The sequence below is a fragment of the Arthrobacter sp. TMN-50 genome (genome assembly GCF_054511125.1).
Genome location: NZ_JBTNDG010000010.1, coordinates 63264 through 85480, shown reverse-complemented (window position 1 = coordinate 85480; position 22217 = coordinate 63264). Strand labels below are relative to the sequence as shown.

Below are 22217 nucleotides of genomic sequence, written 5' to 3'. Positions count from 1 at the left end.
GGTGCTAGGCCTCGGCGATCCGGTCCAGGATGAGCTGGGAATCCGGTCGTGATCCTTCGGGGGCGATGACGACGGCACCCTCGAGCGCCGCGCGTGCCCGCTCAAATTTCTCCGGCGTATCGGTGAGCAGGGTCATCAGGGGCTCACCTGCGCGCACCAGTGCCCCCGGCTTGGCGTGCATCCGGATTCCGGCCCCGGCCTGCACGGCGTCTTCCTTGCGCGCACGACCCGCGCCGAGGCGCCAGGCGGCAATGCCGACCGACAGGGCATCGAGTGCCACCAGCACGCCATCTGCTGGCGCGTAGACGGTCTCCGATTCCCTGGCGACGGGGAGCTCGGCACGCGGGTCGCCGCCTTGGGCTTCGATCATGGCGTTCCAGACGTCCATGGCCCGTCCGTCCCTGAGTGCTGCTGCCGGGTCGGCGTCCCGGACCCCGGCGCAGGCGAGCATTTCCTCGGCCAGTCTGACGGTCAGTTCCACCACGTCCTGTGGGCCTCCGCCAGCGAGCACCTCAACCGATTCCTGGACCTCGATCGCGTTGCCGGCGGTGAGGCCCAGCGGCGTCGCCATGTTGGTGAGCAGGGCGACAGTGTTGACTCCTGCGTCAAGGCCAAGGGCCACCATGGTGCTGGCCAGCTCGCGGGCCTGATCCAGGTTCTTCATGAACGCACCGCTGCCCACCTTGACGTCGAGGACCAGCGACCCGGTGCCCTCGGCGATCTTCTTGCTCATGATGGACGAGGCGATCAGCGGGATGGCTTCGACGGTGCCGGTGACGTCGCGGAGCGCATACAGCTTCTTGTCGGCCGGGGCCAGGCCGGCACCGGCAGCGCAGATCACTGCGCCGACGTCGGCCAGTTGCCGCATCATCTCGTCGTTACTCAGGTCCGCGCGCCAGCCGGGAATGGACTCCAGCTTGTCCAGCGTGCCACCCGTGTGGCCTAGCCCCCGGCCCGACAGCTGCGGGACTGCGACTCCGAAGACCGCCACCAGGGGTGCCAGGGGCAGGGTGATTTTGTCGCCGACTCCGCCCGTCGAGTGCTTGTCGCTGGTCGCTTTACCCAGGGCCGAGAAGTCCATGCGCTCGCCCGAGGCGATCATCGCCGTCGTCCATCGGCTGATCTCGGCGCGGTCCATCCCGTTGAGCAGGATGGCCATGTTAAGGGCGGCCATCTGCTCATCAGCGATGGCACCGCGGGTGTACGCATCGATGGTCCAGTCGATTTGCTCCGGGCTGAGGGTACCGTTGTCCCTTTTGACGCGGATGATGTCGACGGCGTCGAACTGCTCAGACATGTGGTTTGTGTCCTTTACTTCGGTGGCTACGTAGTGGGCTGCACGTGGTGGGCTGCACGTCGTGCGGCCTAGTGGTTGTCGGAGAGGTGCTCGGGACCGAAGGCATCGGGCAGTACCTCGTCCATGGTTTTGATGCCGCTGACCGTGAGGAGCACCATGCCGGGGGCGCGGAACTCATACAGCAGCTGACGGCACCGCCCGCAGGGCATCAGGGTGTTGCCGTTGCCGTCAACGCAGCTGAACGCGACGAGCTTCCCGCCTCCGGTCATCTGCAGCTGGCTCACCAGGGAACACTCGGCGCACAGCGTCAGCCCGTAGGAGGCATTCTCCACATTGCACCCTGAGACTATCCGGCCGTCGTCGGTTAGTGCGGCGGCACCGACCGGGAACTTCGAGTACGGCACGTAGGCACGGCGCATCGCCTCGGTGGCGGCCGCGGTGAGCTGCTCCCAGGGAATCTGATCACCCTCGGTGGAGACAACGGTCATGGCTACTCCTTGATGTACGGGGTGCCGCCGGCAGCGGGTGGCCGCGAGCGGCCGACCAGTCCGGCGACGGCGAGGATGGTGACAATGTACGGGAGCATGGCCATGAACTGGCTCGGCACAGAGGTACCGACGATGGAAAGCACGTACTGCAGGTTGGTGAAGAAACCGAACAGGAGGGCCGCGAAGAACGCTCCGATCGGGTTCCAGCGCCCGAAGATCAGTGCCGCGAGGGCAATGTAGCCTGCACCGGCGGTCATGTCCCGGGAAAAGGAGCTCACTGAGACGAGGGTGAAGAAGGCACCACCGAAGCCGGCGACAGCGCCGCCCAGCAGGACGTTCCAGAACCGGGTGGCGTTGACCTTGATTCCCATGGTGTCGGCTGCCTGCGGGTGTTCGCCGACGGCCCTGACCCGCAGGCCCCATTTGGTGTGGAAGAGACCAACGTAGATGACAATGACCGCAACGTACATCAGGTAGCCGACGATGCTCTGCCTGAACAGGATTCCGCCGATGATGGGCAGGTCGGACAGGAACGGGATGCTGATGACCGGCAGGCTTGGTGGGGAGTTGAAGGCGGCAGGGTCGCGGTTCAGGAGCGTCGAGGCAAGGAATCCGGTCAGACCGGACACCAGAACGTTGAGCACCACGCCGACGATGATTTGGTTGACGTAGTACTTGATGCTGAACACGGCGAGCACCACCGATACAAGGGTCCCGGCGAAGGCTGCGGCGACCAGACCGACGTAGGCGTTGCCGGAAATGGAGGCTGCCACGGCTGCGGCGAATGCACCGGAAAGCAACTGGCCCTCGATGGCAATGTTAACCACGCCGACCCGCTCGCACAGCACGCCGGAAAGCGAACCGAAGATCAGGGGAATGGCCAGGGTCACCGATCCGGCGATCAACCCGGATAAGGAGATGCTTGGCGTGTTGGCGCTGCCCACCACCCAGGTGAGAAAGGCGACCATGAACAGCACACCGTAGCTGATCGGGATCCACCGGTTCACTGGGCGGCCGTTCCTGACCTGCAGGAACGCGTACACAGCGATCAGGGTAAGGACGACGGCGGTGAACCAGCCGACTCCCACTGCGGGAAGGGCCACGTCGGCCAGCCTGAACCGGTCCGAGTCGTTGGAGACGCGGAAGATCGCGGTTTGCGATGGGCTGCGCAGAGCGAAGACGAGCAGCGCGACAAGCGCACCGATGCCGAAGCCGATGGGCGCCTTCCAATTCTTCACTGTCGCGTTCCGGGACGGGCCCTCTGGCCGCGTGTCTGTCGCAACGCTCACGCCACTCCTCCAGCTGCCGTCGTGGTGGTGATGTCCGCGGAGGACGGGTCTGGTTTGATAGTCCTCTTCTTTTTCTGGTCAATCCTGAAGATGGCCTTAACCAGGGGTGGTGCGGCGATGAAGAGCACGATGAGCGACTGCACCACCAGCACAATGTCGATCGGAGTACCGGTCTGGGTCTGCATCTGGACCCCACCGGCGCGGAAGGCGCCGAACAGCAGCCCAGCGAAGAACACACCCCAGGGGTGCGAGCGGCCCAGCAGGGCAACGGTGATCGCGTCGAAACCGAAGCTGGCGGCAATACCGCCGGTCAGGACCTTCTCCGTTCCGGCGACCTGCGCCACCCCGGCAAGGCCAGCGAGACCGCCGGCGATCATCATGACGACGACGTAACCCTTGGTCACGCTGATACCGGCGGTGCGTGCAGCGTTCGGGTTGGCGCCGACGGCCCGGAGCTCAAAACCGGTAGTCGAACGGTTCAGCAACCACCACACGCCGTAGGTCGCTGCAACAGCCACCAGGAAACCCAGATGCAGGCGGAAGCCGGTGCCCAGGAGCAGCGGGAACAATGCCGAATCGTCGAGTCGAGGACTGATCGGGTTCGACGAGCCGGGGTTCTGGAAGGACGGGGTAAACAGAAGGTAGGCCACCAGATACACGGCAACGTAGTTGAGCATGATCGTGACGATCACCTCGTGGGCCCCCGTCCGGGCCTTGAGAATGCCGGGGACGAACCCCCACAGCGCGCCGCCAACGAAACCGGCGAGCACCGCGACGAGGAGGTGGATGCCCGGCGGCAGGTCGAGGGTGAAGCCGACCCAGGCGGCGAACGTTGCACCGAGGATGATCTGTCCCTGGGCACCGATGTTGAACAGGCCGGTGCGGAACGCGATGGCAACGCCAAGACCCGCCAGGATCAGCGGCGTCGCGACGGTGAGGGTTTCCGTGAGCGGGCGGAACGCCTGCGCGATGGTGTCGGCGCCCGGATTGAAGACGGCACCCTGAAACAGAGCGATGTACGCGCCGCTGGCTGCTTCCCAGGAGGCCGCCAGCAGGTCGGTGGGCCTGCTGAAGAAGTACGACGACGTCTCGGCGACGCGTTCGTCGGTAACGGCGATCAGGAGTCCGCCCAGCACGATGGACAGGACCACCGCCAGCAGAGCCACCAGCGAGCTTCCGCCCATGATCCGGTGGAGAACGCTGCGGGAGCCCGTGCCCCGCTGCAGCCGTGAACTCATTATTTCTCCTCCGCGGACTGGCCCAGGGCCTCGTCCGCCGTCATTCCAGCCATCATCAATCCAAGGACGTCACGCGTGGTGTCCCCTGGGACCACGCCCATCAGCTTCCCGCGGTGCAGGACGGCAATCCGGTCAGCCAGTTCGCTGATCTCGTCCAGCTCGGTCGAAACGATCATGACCGGGGTCCCGCCGTCGCGCTCCTGGACGATGCGTTTGTGCAGGAACTCGATGGAACCGACATCGACGCCGCGGGTGGGCTGCGAGGCGATGAACAGGTTCAGAGGCCTGGACAGTTCGCGGGCCAGCACTACTTTCTGCTGGTTGCCGCCCGATAGCGTCCCGACAGCCGATTCGGGTGACTGGGTGCGCACGTCGTATTCGGCGATTTTCGCCGTGGCGTTGGCCAGGACCACCGAGGGTTTCATGGCCAGGCCCTTGGCGAAGGGCGGCTCGTTATACCAGTTGAGGATCAGGTTTTCGGCCACCGAGAAGGTGCCGACAAGGCCGTCGGTTTTCCGGTCCTCGGGGACGAAGCCGACGCCCTGCCGGATCACCTCTTTGGTCTTCATCCCGATCAGCTCGGTGCCCTTCAGCGTGATTGATCCGCTGGCGTGGGGCTGCAGGCCAAGAATGGCCTCGGTCAGCTCCGTTTGGCCGTTGCCCTGGACGCCGGCGACGGCAAGGATCTCGCCCTCGGCAATGTCAAAGGTGACGTCGTCGACCAGACGCTGGCCGGCGGCGGACAGCACCGTAAGGTTTTTGATCTGAAAGGTGCGCTCCCCCGGCTGGGCGGGCGCCTTGTTCAGGCTCAGGCTCACCTGACGTCCAACCATCATGTTGGCCAGATCGGTGGTGCTGGTGGCAGGGTCGACGCTGCCCACCACTGCGCCGCGGCGGATCACCGTGATCACGTCCGACACGGCGCGGACCTCACGCAGCTTGTGCGAGATGAAAACGATCGCCGTACCTGCGGCTTTGAGCTGGGCGATGATGTCGATGAGTTCGTCGGTTTCCTGGGGGGTCAGGACAGCGGTGGGCTCGTCGAGGATCAGGACGCTCGCATTACGGACCAGCGCCTTGATGATCTCGACCCGCTGCTGCACGCCGACGGGGAGGTCTTCGATCAGGGCATCGGGGTCGACATCGAACCCGTATCGGTCGGAAATGTCCCTGATTTTGGCGCGGGTTTTCTCGAGGTCGAGGAGACCACCGGCGCGGGTGAACTCGTCACCCAGCGCGACGTTCTCGGCGACGGTGAAAACGGGGATGAGCATGAAGTGTTGGTGCACCATACCGATCCCTGCTGCCATGGCGTCGCCGGGGCCTCTGAAGGTGACGGCCTTGCCGTCGAGCAGGATGCTGCCCTCCGTTGGTTCATACAGTCCGTAGAGGACGTTCATGAGAGTGGATTTGCCTGCGCCGTTCTCGCCGAGCAGGCAATGCACTTCGCCGGGTTTGACGATGAGGTCAATGGAGTCGTTCGCCACCAGGGTGCCAAACCTCTTTGTTATTCCCTGCAGTTCGAGCAACAACGGACTCCAACCACCTGTTCTGGATCAGGACCACCAGTGCGGCGATGGCCGGTGGGTGGTCGATAAGATTTTTGCTGGACACCAGCCTAAACGCAAAACGCGCCGCCAGCTCCGTGGACGGTATACCTTCGTGCGGAGCTGGCGGCGCGTGATGCCAGGGCTGTTACTGCTGTGGGCTGGCTTCAGATTCCACAGTGATGTCCCCGGAGATGATGCTGGCCTGGATTTCTTCCAGTTCGGCCTTCAACTCGTCGGACACTGACTCTTCCTGGTCGTGGAATGGTGCCAAGGCTACTCCGCCGTTTTCGAGGGTGCCAACGTACGGCTCGTTGTCGAAGTTGCCGTCGACGTCGGTGCTGATGACCTCTTCAACTGCGTCGCCCATGAGCTTCATGACCGACGTCAGGATGAATTCGTTACCTGCGTTAACGGTCAGGAACCCGTCGGAGTCAACCCAGATCACCTTGGCGTTAGCGCCGTCGGCGTTGGCTTCCTCGACTGCCTCGATGGTGCCTACACCAACGGGGCCAGCCACCGGCATGATGATGTCGGCGCCTTCGTTGATGAAGTTCTCGGTGTTGGTTTTACCGTTGGCGAGTGACTCGAAGTCGCCGGTGAAGGTGCCGGTCTGGGCTTCCTTGTCCCAGCCGAGCAGCTCGACGTCTGCGTCCTTCTGCTCGTTGTAGTAGGCGACGCCGTCGGCGAAGCCGTCCATGAAGATGGTCACGGTGGGGATCTGGATGCCGCCGTAGGTGGCGACTGTGCCGGTCTCGGTGGTGCCCGCTGCGGCGTAGCCGGCCAGGAACGCGGCCTGAGCCGTGTCGTAGATGATCGGCTTGACGTTCGGCAGGTCGATCTGGTTGTCGTCGACGATGGCGAAGTTGGTGTCAGGGTTGGCTTCGGCTGCCTCGAGGGTGGTTGCCGAGAGCAGGAAACCGACGGTGACGATCAGGTCGCAGCCGCTGGTGACCATCGAGTTGACGTTGGGGCCGAAGTCGGTCTCGGCCTGCGACTCGGCCTGCTTGACCTCGATGCCGAGGCTCTCCTGAGCCACGGTGATTCCTTCGTAGCTGGACTGGTTGAATGACTGGTCGTCGAATCCTCCGGAGTCGGAGACGATGCAGCCGGTGTAGTCGACTGTCGCTTCAGTTGCTTCCCCGCTTGCATCTGCTGAGCCTGCTGGCTCCTCTGGCGCCGCGCCGCAACCGGCGAGCAGCAGAGCCGAGACACCGAGCATCGCGGCTGACAGGGTCGTCTTGTTGTTGAGGCGCGTGATGGTGCGCTGTGAGTTCTTCAAATTTCCTCCAGAAACAAATGAGCCCCACGGCTAATGTCTCAGTGAGTGACCGCCACTGACGCACCACGGTGCGCAAGGCTCTGTTTTCACTGATTATTCGTAGGCACTGGGCCGCGCCGGGCCGGCACGATATGAGCATACTCTAGCGGCGCCCCGCCCCAGCTCCTACCAAATCAGGCGACGAAGATCACATTGTGCGGGATTTGTTACCAACCGGTATTCCCTTCGAAGCGTCGTCACCCCACGCCGCACTCAACGCCTCAAGCGAGGCGACCCGGGAGGCGACGTCGTAAGTGGTGCCGGTGATCATCACTTCATTGACGCCGGTCTGCCGGATCAGGGTATCCAGGCGGTCGATCACCTGGGCCGGGGTGCCCACCGCCTTGATCGCGGGCAGGTGCTCCAGCACCATCAGCTCCTGGTCGGTGAGGTGCCGGGACGCGGCGTCTTCCGGGGAGACGATGGGTCCCAGCCGCCCCGAGCGGAGCGCCAACGCCATGATCCGGGCAGGGCCAGCCAGGTAGTCGGCTTCTTCCTCAGTTTCGGCGGTGAGAGCCGAGGTGGCCAGCATGGCGTGTGGTTCGTCAAGGACTGGGGAAGGCTGGAAATTGGACCGGTAAAGGTTCATGATTGCCGCTGGGTCCTCGTTGCCGAAGTGGTGGGCGTAGCTGTACCGGAGGCCGAGCATCCCGGCGAGCTGCGCCGAGTAGCCACTGGAGCCGAGCAGCCAGACCTCGGGGAAACTGGTGGCCGACGGGGTGGCCACCAGGTTCAGCGCCTGGTCCGGGGACCGGTGGTCGCCGAGGAGTGACATGACCTGGAGTACGTGCTGGGGGAACTCCTCGACGCCGATGCCGCCGGCTTGCCGCCGGAGGGCCATGGCGGTGGCCTGATCGGTGCCGGGAGCCCTGCCAATGCCCAGGTCAATCCGGCCCGGGTACAACGCTTCGAGCAGCGCGAACTGTTCGGCCACGACGAAGGGCGCGTGGTTGGGGAGCATCACTCCCCCGGAGCCGAACCGGATCCGCTCGGTCCTGGACGCCAGGTGGGCCATCAGGATGGGCGGCGAGGTGGATGCTACGGCGGGCATGTTGTGATGTTCGGCGACCCAAAAACGCCGGAACCCCAACCGGTCGGCTGCCTGCGCGAGGGTGGTGCTGTCGGTCAGCGCCTGCCCGGAGGACTTTCCCACGCCGACGGTGGCGAGGTCGAGGACTGACAGGGGCGGTCGGGTATTCACTGAGGTGCTCACAGGGAGGGTAACCGACCCGGTGCTGGCTCTATTCCAACCGGCCGGGGTTTTGGCTGGAGGCTAATACCTGACGCCGCGGATGGCCCGCAGCGCAGCGTTGGCCATTACCCTGACGCCACAGCTGATGGCATGCTCGTCGGGGTTGTAGTCGCCCCGGTGCAGGTCATACGTTTCGCCGCCGTGGGTTCGGGTGCCGAGGCGCATCATGGCCCCCGGAACTTCCTGGGTCATCCACGCGAAATCCTCCCCGCCCATGGACTGGGGAGTGAGCACGACGGCGTCTGGGCCCAGTTCGGCGCGGGCGGCCGCTTCGAGCAAGCCAGTCTCCGCCTCGGTGTTGATGACCGGCGGCACCCCTCGGGTGTGCTCAAGGTGTACGTCGACACCGAAGGGTGCGGCGATCTGACGGACCGTGCTGTCCAACAAATCACCTGCTGCTTCCCACGCCTCGCCGTCGAGGCAGCGCATGGTCCCGGACATGAACCCGTGCGCGGGGATCGCGTTGGGGGCGCTGCCCGCGTGGATCTGGCCCCAGACCACAGACACGGCGCTCCGGACATCGATCCGGCGCGCCAACACCGCTGGCACGTTCACTGCTATGTTCGCCAGCGCATACACCAGGTCCTCGGTCAGGTGTGGGCGCGAGGTGTGTCCGCCGCGACCGGTCAACTCCACCCGGACCGTGTCGGAAGCCGAGGTGATCGCGCCAATCCGGGTGCCGACGAGCCCGACGTCGATATGCGGGTCGCAATGCAGAGCGAGGATCCGGGGAACGTCGGCGAGCACCCCCTGCTCAATCACTTCGAGGGCTCCGCCGGGCATCATTTCCTCGGCGGGCTGGAAGATCACCCTGATCCGCCCACCCAGCGGCTCGTCTTCGTTCATCCTGGCGAGCACCAGCGCCACACCGAGCATCACCGTCGCGTGGATGTCGTGCCCGCAGGCGTGGGCGATCCCGGTCGAGGCCGAGGCGTAGGGCAGACCGGTCTCTTCGAGGACCGGCAGGGCGTCGATGTCGGCGCGCAGCCCCAACCGGATGGGCCCATCGCCGATGTCGACGAACAGTCCTGTGTAGTCGAGCCGCTGTGGGGTCAGCCCCGCCGCTGCGAGGCGCTCGACCAGCTGGTCGGTGGTGCGGTATTCCTTATGCGAAAGCTCGGGGTGGGTGTGCAGATCCCTCCTGAACCGGGTCAGTTCCTCAAGCAGCGGGGCGAGGAACACGCCGACAGGCGGTATGACTGAGGGGACGGTAGGCGCACTGCGATTGGTCTGCACCCCTCCAGCCTAGACCGATTATGACCGCCGAACCGTGAGCTCTGGCGAGCCCCAGGGCGCCGAACCCGCCAGAGCTGACTTCTCGGCGCAAGGGGTTCACCCGACCGTGGTCTAAAGGACGTCGATCTCGCCGCTCGCCCGGAGGTGCTCGACTGCCTTCTTGACTTCCTGGGCGTGCTCCTTGGTGGTCACGAGGAGTGCATCGGGGGTGTCGACGATGACGACATCGTCGATCCCGATCAGGGCGATCACCCGTTTGGTGTCGGAGACAACGATCCCTGAGGCGTTGTCGGAGAACACCCGCGCGCCTTCGCCCATCACCGTTAGCTTGCTGTTTTCGATGGCCGGGTTCAACCGGCCGATGGCGGCAAAATCGCCGACGTCGTCCCAGCTGAAGTTGCCGGGGATCATGGCCACATCGCCCGCAGCGGCAGCCGGTTCGGCGACCGCGTAGTCGATGGCTATCTTTGGCAGCGACGGCCAGACCCGGCGGGCTACCTCAACCCGGTCCGGGGTGTCCCACGCCCCGGCAATCTCGGTCAGTCCGGCGTAGAGCTCTGGTTCGTTGGCCTCGAGGTGGCGGAGCATCAGCGCAACCGGAGCAACAAACATGCCGGCGTTCCAACTGTAGTTGCCGGTCTCCAGGTAGCCGCGGGCCACTTCCTCGGACGGCTTCTCAACGAATTCGATCACCGCGTGGGCGCTCGGAGCGCCCACGATGTCAAGGCGTTCGCCGGCACGGATGTAGCCGAACCCGGTCGCGGGAAGGGTGGGCTGGATCCCGATCGTGACGATATACCCCTGCGCCGCGGTATGGATGGCCTCGCGGACTGCATCCTGGAACACCTCGACTGGAGTGATGACCTGATCGGCGGCAAAGGAACCCATAATGATCTCGGGGTCGCGCCGAAAAAGGATAGCTGCGGCAAGCCCAATGGCGGCCGCAGAATCCTTCGGCTCGCTCTCAAGCACCAGGTTGGAGTCCTGAATCTCGGGGATCTGCTTCAGCACGGCCCGCCGGTGCACCTTCCCGGTGACCACCATGATGCGGTCTCCACTGAGGGGTCCCAGACGATCATAGGTAGCGCGGATGAGCGTGCTACCAGATCCGGTCAGGTCATGCAGGAATTTCGGGGCGGCGGCGCGGGACAGCGGCCAGAGGCGCGTTCCTACCCCGCCGGCGGGTATCACACCGTAGAAACGCTTGAGCGCCTCACTTGGGTTCTGGGCACCAGGCCTGTGCGTAGTCATCGCCTCCACGTTAGTGCACAACGCAGAATACTCTCTGGTATGGCTGGTGGGTAGTGCCGCGGGATGGAAAGCCGTCGGCCCTGCGGAAGGGTCCTGGTGGCCGCAGTAGAGAAGGCTGTTAAGAATGTCACAGCGCAGGGAAGCCTAAATTGAACCTGCGAGTGACGGGGCCTACATTAGGATCAAGTGAAGAGTGCTTTCGCATCGGCGTCTACCTGCGTGGCAGACACGCAAACGCCGGGCGTTGCAGGGGAGGTTATTTCAGTGTCGAAGACACCAGCAGGCACCCTTTATCGCGGCCGTGAAGGCATGTGGTCCTGGGTAGCCCATCGTATTACCGGAGTAGTGATCTTCTTCTTTCTCCTGGTCCATGTGCTCGACACCTCGTTGGTGCGCGTGTCCCCCGAGGCCTATGACGCGGTGATCGAATCCTACAAAAACCCCATCATGGGCCTGGGCGAACTAGGCCTGGTGGCAGCCATCGTTTTCCATGCGTTCAACGGGCTGCGCGTCATCCTGATCGACTTCTGGAAAAAGGGACCCAAATATCAGCGTCAGCTGCTGTGGGTCGTCATCGGGTTGTGGGTTGTCACCATGGCCGCGTTCTCCATCCGTCATCTCTCGGTTGTCTTCGGAGGTTAAGCCATGGCTAACCCAGTAATTGAAAGTCCCCGTTCGGGCCGCGTAGCGCCCGAGTACACGCGCAGCGGCGCCAGCAAGGGCAACTTCGAAATGTTTGCCTGGCTGTTTATGCGGGTCTCGGGCATTATCCTGGTAGTCCTGATCTTTGTGCACCTCTGGACCTCCCTGGTCGACGGCGATGGCATCAAGGGCGTCGATTTCGGCTTCGTGGCGGGCAAGTGGGCCGACCCGGTCTGGCAGATCTGGGACCTCGTGATGCTATGGCTGGCCATGCTGCACGGCACCAACGGCATCCGGACCATCATCAACGACTACGCCGAGAAGAACTCAACCCGGTTCTGGCTCAAGAGTGTGCTCTACGCCTCGACCGTAGTCATCATTGTGCTCGGCACCCTGGTGATCTTCACCTTCGATCCGTGCCCCGTGATTGACGGCGTGGCGCACGTAGCGCCATACTGCCCAGCCCTCTAAGGCCAGCGATGCTTCCGGCCGCCGGCGCGGCCGTCCAGTTTCAACAGAAAGAGCAATACGTATGCAGGTCCACAAGTACGACGTCGTCATCGTGGGTGCCGGCGGCGCTGGCATGCGCGCCGCCATCGAGTCCGGTCAGCGCGCGAAGACGGCAGTACTGACCAAGCTGTACCCCACCCGGTCCCACACCGGAGCGGCTCAGGGCGGTATGTGCGCGGCCCTGGCAAATGTCGAGGAAGACAACTGGGAATGGCACACCTTCGACACGGTCAAGGGCGGCGACTACCTGGTGGACCAGGACGCCGCGGAAGTGATGGCGAAAGAAGCCATCGACGCCGTGCTCGACCTCGAAAAGATGGGCCTGCCGTTCAACCGCACGCCCGAGGGCCGCATCGACCAGCGTCGCTTCGGCGGTCACACCCGCGATCACGGCAAAGCACCGGTCCGCCGGTCCTGCTACGCTGCTGACCGCACCGGCCACATGATCCTCCAGACGCTCTACCAAAACTGCGTCAAGCACAACGTCGAGTTCTACAACGAGTACTACGTCCTGGACCTCCTGACCGTTCAGGAGGAGGCGATCGTCGACGGCGTGACCAAGCTCCAGACGCGGGTTGCCGGAGTCGTGTCCTACGACCTGGCCACTGGCGAATTGCACGTGTTCCAAGCCAAATCGATCATCTTCGCCTCCGGCGGCGTCGGCAAGGTCTACAAAACCACCTCCAATGCCCACACCCTGACCGGTGACGGCATGGGCATCGCCTTCCGCCGGGGCATCCCCCTGGAGGACATGGAGTTCTTCCAGTTCCACCCGACCGGTCTTGCCGGTCTGGGCATCCTGCTCTCCGAGGCCGCCCGCGGTGAGGGCGCGATCCTGCGCAACTCGGAGGGTGAGCGGTTCATGGAACGCTACGCCCCGACCATCAAGGACCTCGCACCCCGCGACATCGTTGCCCGGTCGATGGCCAATGAGGTACGGGAGGGTCGCGGGTGTGGGCCCAACAAGGATTACGTCCTGTTGGACCTCACCCACCTCGAGCCAGCCCACATCGACGCGAAGCTGCCTGACATCACCGAGTTTGCGCGAACCTACCTGGGTGTCGAGCCGTACACCGAGCCGGTCCCCGTCTTCCCCACCGCCCACTACGCCATGGGCGGCATCCCCACCAACATCAAGGCCGAGGTGCTGCAGGACAACGACACCGTAGTGCCGGGTCTGTACGCCGCCGGCGAGGTGGCGTGTGTCTCCGTGCACGGGTCAAACCGTCTGGGCACCAACTCGCTGCTGGACATCAATGTGTTCGGTAAGCGGGCTGGGATCTACGCGGCTGAGTACGCGTTGAGCGCGGATTTCGTTGAGATTCCTGAAAACCCGCTGATCGAGACCGTGTCGCTGCTCGACACCATGCGCAGCTCCGAGGGTGGCGAGCGGGTGGCGCAGATCCGCAAGGAACTGCAGGACATCATGGACGCCAACGTTCAGGTGTTCCGCACCGAGCAGACACTCCTGGAGGCACTCAGCGTCATCGATGGTCTCGAAGAGCGGTACAAGCACGTCACCGTCCAGGACAAGGGTAAGCGTTTCAACCTTGACCTGCTGGAGGCCGTCGAGCTGGGTTTCCTGCTCGACATGGCCAAGGTCATGACCGCAGCCGCCCTGCACCGAAAGGAATCCCGCGGAGGCCACTTCCGTGAAGACTTCCCCGAGCGGGACGACGAGAACTACATGACCCACTCGATGGCTTACAAAGATCCAACGGCCACCGAAACATCCGGCGTGCGTCTGAAGACCAAGCCGGTTGTCTTTACCCGTTACCAGCCCATGGAGCGTAAGTACTGATGAGCACTGAAACAGTCGAAAGAGAACCAGCCTCCAAGATCGAACTCGCGCCGGGAATCGGCGGCGGCGGAGAAATCCCGACGTTCGACATCACGCTCAAGGTCCGCCGGTACAACCCCGAAGTTTCAGATGAGGCCCACTGGGACGAGTGGAAACTGACCATGTACGGCACTGACCGCGTGCTCGACGCGCTTCACAAGGTCAAATGGGAACACGACGGCACGGTAACGTTCAGGCGTTCCTGCGCCCACGGTGTCTGCGGTTCGGATGCCATGCGGATCAATGGCCGCAACCGGCTGGCGTGCAAGACCCTGCTGAAGGACCTTGACACGTCGAAGCCCATCCTCGTGGAGCCCATCAAGGGGCTCCCGGTGGAGAAGGACCTGATCGTCGATATGGAACCGTTCTTCCAGTCCTTCCGGGAGGTGATGCCGTTCCTGGTGAACCGTGGCCACGAGCCCACCAAGGAGCGCCTGCAGTCGTCGGAGGAGCGGGAACGCTTCGACGACACGACCAAATGCATCCTTTGTGCCGCCTGCACCTCGTCCTGCCCCGTCTTCTGGACCGACGGCCAGTACTTCGGTCCGGCGGCAATTGTCAACGCGCACCGGTTCATCTTCGACTCCCGCGACGATGCCGGCGACATGCGCCTGGAGATCCTCAACGACAAGGAGGGTGTGTGGCGTTGCCGCACCACCTTCAACTGTTCGGAAGCCTGCCCCCGAGGAATCCAGGTCACCAAGGCCATCGCCGAGGTCAAACAGGCCATCCTGAGCCGCAAGATCTAGTTTTACCTGTCATCGCTCCCTGCGGTGATGGTCGACGTCGGCCCGGTCACGCTCCGCAAGCGAGGCCGGGCCGACGTCGCCGTCTAACGGGTCGCCGTTTAATGGGCGGCCGCCCCCATGCCTTGGTGCTTTTAATCTTTCCTACGGTCGGCGACGCGGCTACGCTGCTTTAGCGACCGTCCGTGGCGTGGTGCGAGCCCTGCTTCGACGTCGGCGGCCCCGATGGCACCCCACGCGGCAGCGAGCAGATAAACCTGGCTGAGCAGGAAGAACCAGACGAACAACCCGACGACGACGGTGAACGGGGCCAGCAGCGGGTTCCCACCGCCGACACTGCCGAGGAGCAGCGTGCTGAAGGTCCGCAACACGGTGCTCCCCACCGCGGTGATCAGCGACGACTGGATGAGCAGCCGGCGTGGCTGTTCAATCCCGGAAGCCCGGCGGAACAGGATCACTGCCACGGCGAAGTCCAGGGCCAGCATCACCACGATCCCGGCGAGCTGCGTAAACGGCCGACCGGTGTCGCCGAACTCCAGCCAGTCGAACACCACGTCCAGCAGAGTGTTGGCGACGAGTCCAATCACGGTGGTCAGGATCATCGCTACCCCCAGGACAAGCAGGGTTCCAAGGTCAGTCACCCGGGTCAGGATGGGATGCTCTGCAATTGGGGGGAGGGCGAAGATTCCCCTCATCGCCTGTCTGACCCCTGCAATCCAGCCCAGGGCGGTCACCACAGTGATGATGGTGGAGACGATCAGGGTGAGGGTCAGGCCATCGCTGGCATTAAACAGCTGTTCCGGTGTGGCGAGGCCGGGCCCATCCGGTTCTCGCTTGAGTATGCCCGGCGCCGCGGCATCCACCGCCTCGACGATCAGGTTCTGCAAGGGAACATTCCCGGCGACCACCAGGCCCAGAATCGAGAACCCGGCGAGCAACAACGACGCCATGGAGAAAAACAGGCGATAGGCGATACCTGCCGCCATCAGCGGACCGCGGCGGACCGCGTACAGGTGGAACACCCGGACCGGTCGCAACACGAAGAGGCACGCCAGGAGGTAGGTAATGGTGGCCTCCAACAGCGGCAGGCCACCCGAGCCGCGGCGCCTGACCTTCCCGAGGCCCTTTCGGGCGTCGATGACCTTCAGCTTCAGGTGGGCTAGGTCGGCGGGACGGGGCTCGTTATAGAAGTCGATCTGGGCTGGGGTGGTCGCCCTGCTTTTGATCCTCGCCAAAGCTCAACTCTTCCCTCAGTCTCCAGATGCCGCACGAATCGTGCTCATACAATCCCATAGTACGGACCGTGAAGGACGCTTCGAATCCCGCCAACTGGCTCTCCGCCCAATCCATGCTCGCAGCACTGACGTCGTGGGCGACCGTCACATGCGGGTGAAAGGGGAATTCCAGCGACCGCTCCAGGGGACCGCGCTGAAGCTTGGCGTGGAGTTCCGCGCAGTCGTCGAACCCTGCCTCAAGGTTGAGGAAGACCACTGGGGACACGGGGCGGAACGTCCCGGTGCTTTTCAGGGTCACCGTAAAGGGCTTCTGCCCTTGAGCCACATCACGCACATGCTCGATGGTCGCGTCCCAGTCGGTGGCTGGGGTGGTGGTCACCAGGGTGATGTGGGCCGGGATCAGATTGGCCATCGGGTCGCCGAAAGAGGCACGCCACCGTTTGAGGTCGGCTGCGAGCGGCTCTGGGACGGTGATGACGACGCCGACGCAACTTTGCCAGGCGCCGTCACATTGGGGCACAGTCGGCCCACCCACGGGCGAAGGCTGGCTGCTGGTGGCACTGACGGGCTGATCCATACCGCTAGCGTGCTCCGCCAAGCGGGGGAAGGAAGCCAACTTTGGTATACACGTCCGCCAGCGTGGCTGACGCGATGCTGCGCGCCTTTGCTGCGCCGCGGGCGAGAAGCCGGTCCAGCTCGGCGGGGTCGTCGAGCAGTTCGCTGGCACGGAGTCGGATCGGGTCGAGGTGGGCCACCACAATGTCGGCCAGCTCGGTCTTCAGGTGCCCGTACATCCTGCCTTGAAAGTCGCCGACCACGTCGTCGATACTCTTGCCGGTGAGCATCGAGTAGATGGTGAGGAGGTTGGAGATGCCGGGTTTGGTTTCCTTGTCGAACCGGATCTCGGTCTCGGTGTCCGTCACCGCCGACTTGATGCGCTTTGCGGTGGTCTTGGGGTCATCCAGCAGGTTGATCAGACCGGCCGGCGAGCCGGCGGACTTCGACATTTTCGCCGTGGGGTTCTGCAGGTCGTAGATCTTCGCCGATTCCTTCTGGATGAACGGCTTGGGTACCACGAAGGCTTCACCGAAGCGGGAGTTGAACCGTTGTGCCAAATCGCGGCTCAGCTCGACGTGCTGGCGCTGGTCCTCCCCTACCGGGACCCCCTCCGGCTGGTACAGCAGAATATCGGCGGCCTGCAGGATGGGGTAGGTGAAGAGCCCCACGCTTGCGGCGTCGGCACCCTGTTTCTGGGACTTGTCCTTGAACTGGGTCATCCGGGATGCCTCGCCGAACCCGGTGATGCAGTTCAGCACCCAGCCAAGTTGGGCGTGTTCGGGCACATGCGATTGGACGAACAGGGTGCTCTTGTCGACGTCGACACCCCCCGCAATGTACTGGGCGGCGGTACGGCGGGTGCGCTCCGCGAGCTCGCCCGGTTCCTGCGGAACGGTGATGGCGTGGAGATCTGGGATGAAGTAGATCGCCTCATACTCGTCCTGCATGCGCACCCAGTGCACCAGCGCACCCAGGTAGTTGCCGAGGTGAAGGGATTCGCCCGAGGGCTGCATGCCGGAGAGAACCCGCTGCCGTGCACCTGTGATGGGAGTGGTCATGGTTGCAATCCTGAAGGTTAGAGCCGGTAGTCCACTACCAGCGGAGCATGGTCTGAGAAACGCGTATCCCAGGAGGGCGCACGGTCGACGACGGCGTCCGCTGCAGCGGCGGCGAGGCCCTCGGTTGCCAGATGGTAGTCGATCCGCCAACCGGTGTCGTTGTCGAACGCCTGGCCGCGCCAGGACCACCAGGTGTAGGGGCCTTCGACCTCCCCCGCGAGGCGGCGATGAACGTCAACGAACCCGAACTCGTCGTCGAAGAAGCGGTCAAAGTAGGCCCGTTCCTGAGGCAGGAAACCGGCCTTCTTCAGATTCCCCCTCCAGTTACGGATGTCCAGTTGGGTGTGGCCCACGTTCAGGTCACCGACCAGGAGGGTGTGGTCGCGGGTGAGACGCAGTTCGGCTAGCCGCTCCGACATGACATCGAGGAACCGGTACTTGTCATCCTGCTTGGGGCTGTCAACTTCACCCGAGTGAACATAGGCGCTGACAACAGTGAGGGAGACTCCCGCCACGTCGAAGTCGGCTTCTACCCACCGGCCCGACGTGGCGAAGTAGTCATCACCGATGTGGGTGCGGGTTGCCGTGGGTGTCATCCGTGACGCGATGGCCACGCCGGCGCGTCCCTTGGCTTCGGCCTCGGCGTGGAGAATATGCCAGGAGTCGCCGAGCAGCCCCCGAAGGACCTCGTCTGGCGCCCGCACCTCCTGCAGGCACAGAATGTCGACGTCGCGCTCGGCGAGCCAGTCGGCCATACCTCGTTTATAGGCCGCACGAATGCCGTTGACGTTGACCGTGGCGACCCGCAACCGGGGCCCGGTAGCCAGGGACAACTCGGCGGCGACGGGAGACAATGCTGCAGTGGAACTCACTTGTTCCACCCTACCGGAGCACTGCGGCTGATGAGGGTGAAGGTGAGGGCGTGATAATAGCCAACGTCAGTCGACAACGGTGCCCTCCACCGGACCGTCGTCGTTCTTCTTCATCATCGAACGTGCGTTGTGGGACGTGATCTCGATGGTCTCAAGCGCCCGCGCCACCGTCTCGTCGTCGCTGCCCCGCCCGGCGTCCAGATGCTCACGGATGACCCGGGTCTGGACCTGAACGATTTTAAAGCTGTGGTCCAGTTTGGTGTCGCGGGCCAGGGTGGCCTCGTCGACCAGACCCGTGGTTCCTTCCTGGATACCGTTGACGCGGTTGAATTGCTGCTGGGCCTCGGTGATCCGGGCGCCCGCCTTGCGCGCGGCGGAACGCAGGCTGAACACCACGAAACTGAAAATCAACAGCCAGCCTAGGGAGATGATCGCGACGAGCCAACCGACGACGTCGTTCTGGTTGGCTGCGAAGACCACCGCCACCAGGAAGACGATGAGCATGATGCTCATTCCGATGGTGCCCATGCGGACACTCAGGCCTCGTCCAGCGCCTGCAGGGGCGCTGGAAGCCGAAGATTTGTGGTTCCCAAGAGGCATCATGGTCCCTATTCTCGCAAACCGGCGCGCACCGTGTGGAGGCTTCCACCGTTGGCGAACGGGTCCGACGGGAAAACTATTTTCAAAGGGCCACCCATCCGTGATGGACGCCACTCCGAAGTAAAAGTATGTGTGCTGACGATGGCGCGCAAATACTCGCACTATGGAGGAAATCCAATGAACAAGAACTTGCGTCTTCTTGCAGTCCCCACCCTCGCCCTTGGTATGGTCGCTATGGCCGGTGCGCCAGCAATGGCTGCCCACGCTGACGGTTCGTACACCGCCGACTTCCAGCAGCTCAGCGGCACTACCGGTACCGCAACGTTCGCGCTGGAGATCGATGACAAGACCGCGACCGTAGACCTTCAGGTCTCCGGCCTCGGCGAGACCTTCATGGATGCACCGTACCCCCACGTACAGCACATCCACGGCGGCGCGCTGGGCGAGTGCCCCACCCCGGATGCTGACGAAAACGGAGACGGCATCCTGTCAACCACCGACGGAGCGGCTTCCTACGGCGGAATCCAGACCACGCTGGGCACCAGCGGTGCAACGGGACCTGAAGAGGGCCTGAACCTTGAAATCGGCGGCCAGGGCGGAAGCTACTCCATCCAGCGCACCTTCGAAATGAATGACGCAACCCTTGACGCCCTCGAGGCCGGCACCGCCGTCGTCGTCATCCACGGCCTGGATCCAGCAACGTCCAGCAGCGAAGAAGCCTTCAACGCACCATCCGACCTGGAGCCTTCATTGCCACTGGGCGCTACCTCGCCTGCACTTTGTGGCGTTGTGACCGCTTCCCAGATGGGCGCCATGCCTGAAGGTGGCGCCGACACCGGTGTTGCACAGACCGGCTCCAACGACATGGGCGCGCTCGTCCTCGGTGGAGGCCTCGTTTTGGCTGCTGCCGCTGGCGGCACCTACGTCGTTCGCCGTAACGCTGCAGCACGCGCATAAGGAATAGTCTGATTTTATGATCAGCGCTAACGGTCGCCGTCGAGGCTTTGCGGTCTCGGCGGCGACCGCCCTTTTGATACTTACCGCTTGCGGCGCCGAAACACCTCCCGAAAGTACCGGGACGACGCCGCCGTCATCAAGTTCCTCTGCCCCAGCGCCTACGTCGGCTCCGGCTCCCAGTCCCACCCCTTCCGAGGAACCGTCCGCCGCCAGCGCCGCGCCGACCCCCGAACTGCCGGCCGTGCTGGAGGCCTCCGCTCCCGTGTCGTTCAACATTCCGACAATTGAGGCGCAGTCGGAGTTGCTGCATTTGGGACTCCGGGAAAATGGCTCGCTTGAGGTGCCACCCGACGGTCCCGGCGCGCCAGCGAGCTGGTACAACCAGTCACCCACCTCCGGTGAACGAGGCCCGTCGGTACTGCTCGGCCACGTCAACGCCACCGATGGTGGTCCGGGTGTGTTCGCTGATCTTCGCGCGCTGCAGGCAGGCGATGAGATCAACGTGGTCCGCGAGGACGGGTCCACCGCCGTATTTGCAGTCGACCGCGGCGAGCAGTACGAGAAGGATAACTTCCCCACCCTTGAGGTTTACGGCAATACCGACGCCGCCGAGCTCCGCCTGATCACCTGTGACGGGTACAACCCGGAGACCGGCGAGTTCGACGACAACTACGTGGTATACGCCACCCTGGTCGCGTAGCCCCGAGGGGAGCTCCGGAGTTCTTCCTGGGCTCCCCTCGGCGCGGGCTACCAGCTCACGAGACAGAACGGGTGACCTGCCGGATCGAGGAAGACTCGATGAGCAGCGGAACCGGAGTTCATACTAACCGCCCCGAGCGCCAGGACCTTCGCCTCGGCGATATCGAGGTCGTCGACCCTGATATCCAGATGCACCTGTTGGGGTAGGTCCTGGCTTGGCCAGCGGGGCGGCGTGTAGTCCTTCACCTGTTGGAAGCCCAATGCCGGACGGTCCGGCGCATCACCGATAGAGATCCAGCCGTCGTCGTCGTGCTGGACCCGAATCATGCCCAGCACGTCCTCGTAGAATGATGCGAGGCGATCAGTGTCGGGACAGTCGAAGACGGTAGCCTGCCATTTTCCAATCATGGTCCAGTATGTTCCAGCATCCCCCGGGGATGGAACCCCCGGGTCCTACTTCAGGAACAGCTTCCGCAGCCGACTGGTGGTCAGCACCATCCCGACCAGCGCCCGGGGCGTGGTGATCAGCCCCATCATCGCGATGAACATGGGAAGAAGGTGCTGGGTCTAAAGGATACGACTCATTGGGAAAAGCCAACCGCGCTATTTTGCGGCCAGGCGCAGTCCGCATCCTGCCGGACCGGGTCGACTTTCAGTGTTCGACGGCGATCCCGGCCTGACGCTCGGCGGCCTCCACCACGTTGGAGAGCAGCATCGCGCGGGTCATTGGTCCCACGCCACCCGGGTTCGGTGACAGCCAGGCCACGGCAGACCCGGCGGCCGGTTCCACGTCACCGGTCAGCGTCGCCTTGCCGGTCGCCGGATCGGTGACGCGGGTGACGCCGACGTCTAGCACAATCGCCTCGGGACGCAGATCAGCGGCCTTGATCATGCCCGGGAAACCCGCGGCAGCGACGACAACGTCGGCCCGGCGGAGCAGGGACGGCAGGTCGCCTGTTCCGGTGTGGGCCAGGGTGACCGTTGCATTGATATCACGACGGGTCAGGAGCAGCCCGAGCGGGCGGCCGACGGTGATCCCGCGGCCCACCACGAGGACGTTCTTCCCGGCCAGGGTGATGCCATGCCTGCGGAGCAACTCGACAATGCCGTGCGGGGTGCAGGGCAGCGGCGAGTCTAGCGGGGCGCCCACGTTCAGCACCAGTTTGCCGAGGTTGACCGGGTGGAGACCGTCGGCATCCTTCTCCGGGGCCATCCGTTCGAGAATGGCGTTCGCGTCGAGGTGCTTCGGGAGGGGCAGCTGGACGATATACCCGGTGGTGGCGTCGTCGTCGTTCAACTCGTCGATGACCTTCTCGAGGTCAGCCTGCGAGATGTCGGCGGGCAGGTCGCGGCGGACCGAGGTGATACCGACCTGCTCGCAATCGCGGTGCTTGCCAGCGACGTAAGAGTGGCTGCCCGGGTCATCCCCCACCAGGACGGTGCCGAGGCCGGGGGTGACGCCGCGCTCCTTGAGCGCGGCGATACGGGTGGTCAGCTCGGAGCGGATGGCGGCGGCGGTTTTCTTGCCGTCGAGGATCTGCGCTGTGGTGCTCATGCTGTGGTGCTCATGCTGTGGTGCTC

General features: G+C 64.0%; 22 protein-coding genes. 6 read left to right on the top strand and 16 right to left on the bottom strand.

The window, feature by feature from the left end:
• Positions 1-4: 4 nt before the first annotated feature.
• The 9 genes from ACX80A_RS12085 to ACX80A_RS12045 form a co-directional block, all read right to left on the bottom strand.
• Positions 5-1297, bottom strand: coding sequence for a thymidine phosphorylase (locus tag ACX80A_RS12085; RefSeq protein ID WP_459259967.1), 1293 nt, complete (start codon positions 1295-1297; stop codon positions 5-7).
• Positions 1298-1365: 68 nt separating this feature from the next.
• On the bottom strand, positions 1366-1785 hold the full coding sequence (locus ACX80A_RS12080) for a cytidine deaminase (protein WP_459259966.1): 420 nt from the start codon (positions 1783-1785) through the stop codon (positions 1366-1368).
• A gap of 2 nt (positions 1786-1787) precedes the next feature.
• Complete coding sequence (locus ACX80A_RS12075; RefSeq protein ID WP_459259965.1) at positions 1788-3074, bottom strand: ABC transporter permease; 1287 nt, start codon at positions 3072-3074, stop codon at positions 1788-1790.
• On the bottom strand, positions 3071-4312 hold the full coding sequence (locus tag ACX80A_RS12070) for an ABC transporter permease (RefSeq protein WP_459259964.1): 1242 nt from the start codon (positions 4310-4312) through the stop codon (positions 3071-3073). The genes ACX80A_RS12075 and ACX80A_RS12070 overlap by 4 nt, the downstream gene beginning before the upstream one ends.
• Complete coding sequence (locus ACX80A_RS12065) at positions 4312-5844, bottom strand: ABC transporter ATP-binding protein (protein ID WP_459259963.1); 1533 nt, start codon at positions 5842-5844, stop codon at positions 4312-4314. Before ACX80A_RS12065 ends, ACX80A_RS12070 begins: the two co-directional genes overlap by 1 nt.
• Positions 5845-6007: 163 nt before the next feature.
• Entirely contained in the window at positions 6008-7141 is a 1134-nt protein-coding gene (locus ACX80A_RS12060; protein ID WP_459259962.1) for a BMP family lipoprotein, read from the bottom strand.
• Between the two features lie 187 nt (positions 7142-7328).
• A complete protein-coding gene (locus tag ACX80A_RS12055; RefSeq protein WP_459259961.1) occupies positions 7329-8393 on the bottom strand; it encodes an LLM class flavin-dependent oxidoreductase in 1065 nt (354 codons plus the stop codon).
• Positions 8394-8453: 60 nt separating this feature from the next.
• Positions 8454-9668 (bottom strand): amidohydrolase, encoded by a 1215-nt coding sequence (locus tag ACX80A_RS12050; protein ID WP_459259960.1) that lies wholly within the window; start codon positions 9666-9668, stop codon positions 8454-8456.
• Between the two features lie 111 nt (positions 9669-9779).
• On the bottom strand, positions 9780-10919 hold the full coding sequence (locus ACX80A_RS12045; protein WP_459259958.1) for a mannose-1-phosphate guanylyltransferase: 1140 nt from the start codon (positions 10917-10919) through the stop codon (positions 9780-9782).
• A 264-nt stretch (positions 10920-11183) separates the two neighbouring features.
• On the opposite strand from ACX80A_RS12045, the gene sdhC reads away from it, so the two are divergent.
• From sdhC to ACX80A_RS12025, 4 genes are all read left to right on the top strand, one after another.
• Positions 11184-11561, top strand: coding sequence for a succinate dehydrogenase, cytochrome b556 subunit (gene sdhC / locus ACX80A_RS12040; protein ID WP_459259957.1), 378 nt, complete (start codon positions 11184-11186; stop codon positions 11559-11561).
• A 3-nt stretch (positions 11562-11564) separates the two neighbouring features.
• The gene (locus ACX80A_RS12035) at positions 11565-12032 is read left to right on the top strand and encodes a succinate dehydrogenase hydrophobic membrane anchor subunit (RefSeq protein WP_459259956.1); all 468 of its coding nucleotides are present in this window, start codon (positions 11565-11567) and stop codon (positions 12030-12032) included.
• Between the two features lie 61 nt (positions 12033-12093).
• Positions 12094-13872 carry a succinate dehydrogenase flavoprotein subunit gene (gene sdhA, locus ACX80A_RS12030; RefSeq protein WP_459259955.1) on the top strand — a complete coding sequence of 593 codons (1779 nt, stop codon included), beginning with the start codon at positions 12094-12096 and terminating at the stop codon, positions 13870-13872.
• Positions 13872-14660, top strand: coding sequence for a succinate dehydrogenase iron-sulfur subunit (locus ACX80A_RS12025; protein ID WP_459259954.1), 789 nt, complete (start codon positions 13872-13874; stop codon positions 14658-14660). The genes sdhA and ACX80A_RS12025 overlap by 1 nt, the downstream gene beginning before the upstream one ends.
• A gap of 131 nt (positions 14661-14791) precedes the next feature.
• Here ACX80A_RS12025 and ACX80A_RS12020 read toward each other — a convergent pair whose 3' ends face one another.
• The 5 genes from ACX80A_RS12020 to ACX80A_RS12000 form a co-directional block, all read right to left on the bottom strand.
• Positions 14792-15892: a YihY/virulence factor BrkB family protein gene (locus ACX80A_RS12020; RefSeq protein ID WP_459259953.1), complete on the bottom strand. Its 1101-nt coding sequence runs from the start codon at positions 15890-15892 to the stop codon at positions 14792-14794.
• Positions 15840-16469 (bottom strand): 2'-5' RNA ligase family protein, encoded by a 630-nt coding sequence (locus ACX80A_RS12015; RefSeq protein WP_459259952.1) that lies wholly within the window; start codon positions 16467-16469, stop codon positions 15840-15842. Before ACX80A_RS12015 ends, ACX80A_RS12020 begins: the two co-directional genes overlap by 53 nt.
• 4 nt (positions 16470-16473) lie before the next feature.
• Positions 16474-17508, bottom strand: coding sequence for a tryptophan--tRNA ligase (trpS, locus tag ACX80A_RS12010; protein ID WP_459259951.1), 1035 nt, complete (start codon positions 17506-17508; stop codon positions 16474-16476).
• A gap of 17 nt (positions 17509-17525) precedes the next feature.
• On the bottom strand, positions 17526-18341 hold the full coding sequence (locus tag ACX80A_RS12005; RefSeq protein WP_459259981.1) for an exodeoxyribonuclease III: 816 nt from the start codon (positions 18339-18341) through the stop codon (positions 17526-17528).
• Positions 18342-18446: 105 nt separating this feature from the next.
• Complete coding sequence (locus ACX80A_RS12000; RefSeq protein WP_459259950.1) at positions 18447-18983, bottom strand: hypothetical protein; 537 nt, start codon at positions 18981-18983, stop codon at positions 18447-18449.
• 174 nt (positions 18984-19157) lie between these two features.
• Here ACX80A_RS12000 and ACX80A_RS11995 point away from each other — a divergent pair, with 174 nt between their 5' ends.
• Together ACX80A_RS11995 and ACX80A_RS11990 are read left to right on the top strand one after the other, a co-directional pair.
• Entirely contained in the window at positions 19158-19937 is a 780-nt protein-coding gene (locus ACX80A_RS11995) for a CHRD domain-containing protein (RefSeq protein WP_459259949.1), read from the top strand.
• Positions 19938-19953: 16 nt separating this feature from the next.
• On the top strand, positions 19954-20637 hold the full coding sequence (locus tag ACX80A_RS11990; protein WP_459259948.1) for a class F sortase: 684 nt from the start codon (positions 19954-19956) through the stop codon (positions 20635-20637).
• A gap of 47 nt (positions 20638-20684) precedes the next feature.
• Here the strand turns inward: ACX80A_RS11990 and ACX80A_RS11985 are convergent, their stop codons facing one another.
• Together ACX80A_RS11985 and ACX80A_RS11980 are read right to left on the bottom strand one after the other, a co-directional pair.
• The gene (locus ACX80A_RS11985) at positions 20685-21044 is read right to left on the bottom strand and encodes a VOC family protein (RefSeq protein ID WP_459259947.1); all 360 of its coding nucleotides are present in this window, start codon (positions 21042-21044) and stop codon (positions 20685-20687) included.
• Between the two features lie 244 nt (positions 21045-21288).
• Complete coding sequence (locus ACX80A_RS11980; RefSeq protein ID WP_459259946.1) at positions 21289-22191, bottom strand: bifunctional methylenetetrahydrofolate dehydrogenase/methenyltetrahydrofolate cyclohydrolase; 903 nt, start codon at positions 22189-22191, stop codon at positions 21289-21291.
• Between the last annotated feature and the right edge of the window lie 26 nt (positions 22192-22217).

Bases quoted from the DNA above. Each gene is read 5' to 3' on its own strand.
- ACX80A_RS12015 (WP_459259952.1), bottom strand. From the start codon at position 16,469: ATGGATCAGCCCGTCAGTGCCACCAGCAGCCAGCCTTCGCCCGTGGGT.
- ACX80A_RS11985 (WP_459259947.1), bottom strand. From the start codon at position 21,044: ATGATTGGAAAATGGCAGGCTACCGTCTTCGACTGTCCCGACACTGAT.
- ACX80A_RS12035 (WP_459259956.1), top strand. From the start codon at position 11,565: ATGGCTAACCCAGTAATTGAAAGTCCCCGTTCGGGCCGCGTAGCGCCC.
- ACX80A_RS12000 (WP_459259950.1), bottom strand. From the start codon at position 18,983: ATGATGCCTCTTGGGAACCACAAATCTTCGGCTTCCAGCGCCCCTGCA.
- ACX80A_RS12045 (WP_459259958.1), bottom strand. From the start codon at position 10,919: ATGACTACGCACAGGCCTGGTGCCCAGAACCCAAGTGAGGCGCTCAAG.
- trpS (WP_459259951.1), bottom strand. From the start codon at position 17,508: ATGACCACTCCCATCACAGGTGCACGGCAGCGGGTTCTCTCCGGCATG.
- ACX80A_RS12080 (WP_459259966.1), bottom strand. From the start codon at position 1,785: ATGACCGTTGTCTCCACCGAGGGTGATCAGATTCCCTGGGAGCAGCTC.
- ACX80A_RS12085 (WP_459259967.1), bottom strand. From the start codon at position 1,297: ATGTCTGAGCAGTTCGACGCCGTCGACATCATCCGCGTCAAAAGGGAC.
- ACX80A_RS11995 (WP_459259949.1), top strand. From the start codon at position 19,158: ATGAACAAGAACTTGCGTCTTCTTGCAGTCCCCACCCTCGCCCTTGGT.
- ACX80A_RS11980 (WP_459259946.1), bottom strand. From the start codon at position 22,191: ATGAGCACCACAGCGCAGATCCTCGACGGCAAGAAAACCGCCGCCGCC.
- ACX80A_RS12070 (WP_459259964.1), bottom strand. From the start codon at position 4,312: ATGAGTTCACGGCTGCAGCGGGGCACGGGCTCCCGCAGCGTTCTCCAC.
- ACX80A_RS11990 (WP_459259948.1), top strand. From the start codon at position 19,954: ATGATCAGCGCTAACGGTCGCCGTCGAGGCTTTGCGGTCTCGGCGGCG.
- ACX80A_RS12025 (WP_459259954.1), top strand. From the start codon at position 13,872: ATGAGCACTGAAACAGTCGAAAGAGAACCAGCCTCCAAGATCGAACTC.
- sdhA (WP_459259955.1), top strand. From the start codon at position 12,094: ATGCAGGTCCACAAGTACGACGTCGTCATCGTGGGTGCCGGCGGCGCT.